The 3,674-nt window shown below is 62.4% G+C and carries 4 protein-coding genes; 2 read left to right on the top strand and 2 right to left on the bottom strand.

What is annotated here, in order from left to right; translation table 11 throughout:
- Window positions 1-226: 226 nt before the first annotated feature.
- Window positions 227-835 carry a TetR family transcriptional regulator C-terminal domain-containing protein gene (locus ACY693_RS16630; protein ID WP_462322926.1) on the bottom strand — a complete coding sequence of 203 codons (609 nt, stop codon included), beginning with the start codon at window positions 833-835 and terminating at the stop codon, window positions 227-229.
- 154 nt (window positions 836-989) lie between these two features.
- Here ACY693_RS16630 and ACY693_RS16625 point away from each other — a divergent pair, with 154 nt between their 5' ends.
- Window positions 990-1,727 (top strand): hypothetical protein, encoded by a 738-nt coding sequence (locus tag ACY693_RS16625; RefSeq protein WP_462322925.1) that lies wholly within the window; start codon window positions 990-992, stop codon window positions 1,725-1,727.
- A 90-nt stretch (window positions 1,728-1,817) separates the two neighbouring features.
- Window positions 1,818-2,786 carry an alpha/beta fold hydrolase gene (locus ACY693_RS16620; RefSeq protein WP_462322924.1) on the top strand — a complete coding sequence of 323 codons (969 nt, stop codon included), beginning with the start codon at window positions 1,818-1,820 and terminating at the stop codon, window positions 2,784-2,786.
- Between the two features lie 23 nt (window positions 2,787-2,809).
- Here ACY693_RS16620 and ACY693_RS16615 read toward each other — a convergent pair.
- Window positions 2,810-3,674: NAD(P)/FAD-dependent oxidoreductase (locus ACY693_RS16615; RefSeq protein WP_462322923.1), on the bottom strand; the 865-nt coding region annotated here is incomplete at its 5' end.

Below are 3,674 nucleotides of genomic sequence, written 5' to 3'. Positions count from 1 at the left end.
ATAGCTTCGAGGAGATGCGCATCGAGAAGTTGGTGGTTTGGCGGGCGGACTGAGGCTGTGTTCGAGCACGCTGGATCTGCCTTTCCAACGTGCTATCAGGGCATGATCGACACAGGTGTCAGGGGTTCCTGAACCTCATCTGCTCCGGCGTGAGCATCGCCTTGCCGCGGCATACTGTCAGTGCGTATTTCGGCCGATCGCGATCCTTGGTGAGAGAACGACAGTGCTACCCTGCGACCGGTCTCAGTGTCTCCAGATAGCCTGCAATCTGAGACCGACAGGCGCCCCAGTGCTCGGGCGATCGATCAACCTTGGCCAAGCCGATACATCCCTCCAGCGCCGCAACGATGAAGCGGGCAACGGCCCGGCTGTCGATATCGTCGCGCAGGTATCCCCGTATCTTGCCGCGCTCGACCGTCGCCTCCAGCGCACCGATCCACTCGTTGAGCACCTCGAGGAGACGCTGACGAAATCCCTCGTCTTGATCGACCATCTCCTGGGCCAGGTTATTCAGCGGGCAGCCGTGCTCGCGCATCATCGGCGGTATCCGCTCCGGTAGCGCGTCCAGCATCCGGGGCAGCTCGCGAATCGGGTCGTCCATCCCTGCAAGGGGCTCGAGCCAGATCGAGCGCACCAACGGTCTGATCTGCTCCTCCACCACCGCGTAGCCCAACGCCGTCTTGCTGCTGAAGTGATGGTAGAACGCGCCCTTTCTCAGGCCGGATAGCCGCAACACCTCATCGACCCGCATGCCCTGAAAACCATGACGGTGAATCTCCTGAAAGGCCGTCTGTATCAGGTTATCTCTGGTTTGTTGCGGGTTTCTGCTCGTCATCGCGAAGGACTCCTGGTGACCTCGACTGTGGTCTCTTTTAGCGGCTCGCACACTATAGACAAACCAGTTGGTCTGTTCTATCCTCCGGCCTTACAGACTAGATGGTCTGAGAAACCAAGACCGCAAGAAACCCGCTCATTGACCGGAGGAATGCATGAACGAACCCGTTTACGCCACAACCCTCGTCGCCCTGGAGATCCTGTTCACCCTGATGGTCCTGGCCGCCTTGCGCGCATCGGGGGCGAGGGCGCCGCTCTTGATCATCATCGGCTCGACCTGCATGCTCTGGCTCGCCGGCGTCTATCGGTTGCTGGCGAATGGCTTTTTCAGTGCCACTGGAATGCCCCAGTTGGCGTTCTTCCTGACGGTCGTGGTCCTCACGGCGATCGGTTTTCTGGCAGCGCGCGCTTGGAGGCCCCTGCGAGCGGTTGTCGACGCCGTGCCGACGCGGGAGGTCTTGCGTCTTCAGCAGATGCGGGCGATGTTCGGTGCCATGTTCTTCTTTACCGCGGCCTTGCCGCTGTGGTTTCAGTACCTTGGTGGGCTGGGCGATATCGCCGCAGGCATCGGCGCCTTCCTCGCCCTCAGGTATCTGAGAGCCGGATCGGACCCGCTCGATGCGGATCGCGAGCGTCGGGCCATCATTGGCGGCAATCTGGTTGGGATCTTGGACTTTGCCGTGGTGCTCACGCTGGGTGTCTTGATCGTGTTGCGTGATCACTCGCCGGACATCGCCTTCGATCTGATTCCGCTCTACGTGGTGCCGATCTTCCTGCTGCTGCATCTCGTTTCGCTGCAACGGTTGAGCGCCCTTGGAGCCGCAAGCGATGCGTCTGGGCACCGGAAACAGGCATCGAGCACAGGCACGCCAACCGTTGATCCCTCGGCTTAGGTCGATTCGATTTCAACCCATGCGACCTCGTCCCATTCGGTGTCGGCTCATTTGGTATCGTCCCATTCGGGTATGGTTCAGGTGCTCGCCATGAATGCCATCCTCTTCGTGCTCGGTCTGCTCGCCCTTGGCATCGCGATCGCTGTCGCCTGGCTGTACCTGACCGATCCAACCCCGGATGGGTTCGTGCTCGACCGAGCGCGGTATCCGTTCCAATCACAGTTCATGGACTTGCCGGACGGCAGTCGTCTCCACTACCTCGACGAGGGGCAAGGTCAGACGTTGCTGCTCTTACATGGCAACCCAACCTGGTCCTTCCTCTACCGTCAGCTCATCAATGGACTGAAGGAAGAGTACCGGCTGGTCGTGCCGGACTACCCTGGATTCGGCCTCTCGACGGCCAGTCGCAGCTTCGGCTTTACCGCCGCAGAACAGGCTCAGGTGGTTGGTGCCTTGGTCGAAAAGCTCGATCTCCAGGATGCCCTCATCATGATGCAGGACTGGGGTGGCCCGATCGGCTTCAAGGTCGCGCTGCAGCAGCCCGAGCGCTTCAAGGGCTTTGTGATCGGCAATACCTGGGCTTGGCCGCTGGAGCGGCTGCGGCACAAGGTCTTCAGCATGGTGATGGGTGGATGGCCCGGCCAGCTCAGCGCCTGGTGCTGCAACGGCGTGGTGCGGGCCTTCATGTCGCGCGGCGTCGCCGGTCAGCTCAGCGACCCTGAGCTAGCCATGTATCTCGGCCCATTCTCGCGTACCGACAGCCGTTCGCCGACCCACATCTTTCCGGCCCAGCTGCGCAACGCCAGCGACTTTTTGGGCGATGTCTACCGCAACCTCCCGCGTCTATCCGACCGACCGGTGCTGTTGCTCTGGGGAGAGAAGGACTTCGCCTTCCAGAAACCGGAGCGCGATCGCTTTGAGTCCCTGTTTCCTGATCACGAAACGGTGTTGCTGGAAGATGCGGGCCACTTCATTCAGGAAGATGCCCCGGAGGCGATCGTCGGCGCGATTCGCGACTGGTCAAAGAGGACGTTGAGCAACCGCGACGAGAGGCTGTAACAGTAACAGCGGCAGCAGAGCTGTCAGACACGCTCGGCGACAGAGGTTGGCGAGCGTTCCGTCACGCCTTGGGCACCTTGATCCTGGGACACATCATCGCTGCTGTCATCGACTGTCCGTGTAAAGCGCAGATGGGCGATATCGGGCGGGAAGAACATCGCCCAGTTCCACTCCAGATAGAGCCGCGCCTTGCGCGCCAGGGTCGGGATATAGAGCAGATAGAAGCCGCGCCACAGCAGCCAGGGGATGAACCCGGACAGATTGATGCCGTAGACGCGGGCGACGGCGCGGTTATGGCCGATGGCCGACATCAGGCCCTTGGGCTGGTAGCCGAACACGCGGGTCGGCTCGCCGTGCACCTGGCGGGCGATATTGGCCGCGAGCTGCGGCCCCTGGCGCAACGCGAACTGCGCCGTCGGCGGGCAGGGCGCTCCATCGGCACGGTCGTTCGGCACCGCCGCGCAATCGCCAATGGCCCCGACCCCCGGCAGACCAGGCACCGACATATCGGCCTCGACGCGCAAGCGACCGCGTTCCTTCTCCGCAGGTAGGGCATCGATGAGCCGATTCGACGTCGTGCCGATGGTACTGATCACGGTGCCGGCATCGATGCGGCTGCCCTTGTTGAGCTCGACGCCCTGCGCATCGATGGCCTCACTGCGGGTCCCGAGCCGCACCTCGACCCCGCCATGGCGCGACAGCTGACGCTCGGTGAAGCGGCCCAATCGCTCTGGCAGCTCTGGCATCAGATGCGCACCGCCATGGACGATCACCACCCGTGCCGGCTCCAGCTGCGAATGCCGATACCAGCGTCGGCTCTCGGTGAGGAAATCGCTGATCTCGCCGGCGACCTCGACCCCGGAGAAGCCGCCGCCGATGACGACGAAG

This window comes from Halochromatium sp. (genome assembly GCF_054919635.1).
The sequence above is the reverse complement of the archived record's forward strand: the minus strand, read 5'-3'. Positions and strand labels throughout refer to the sequence as shown.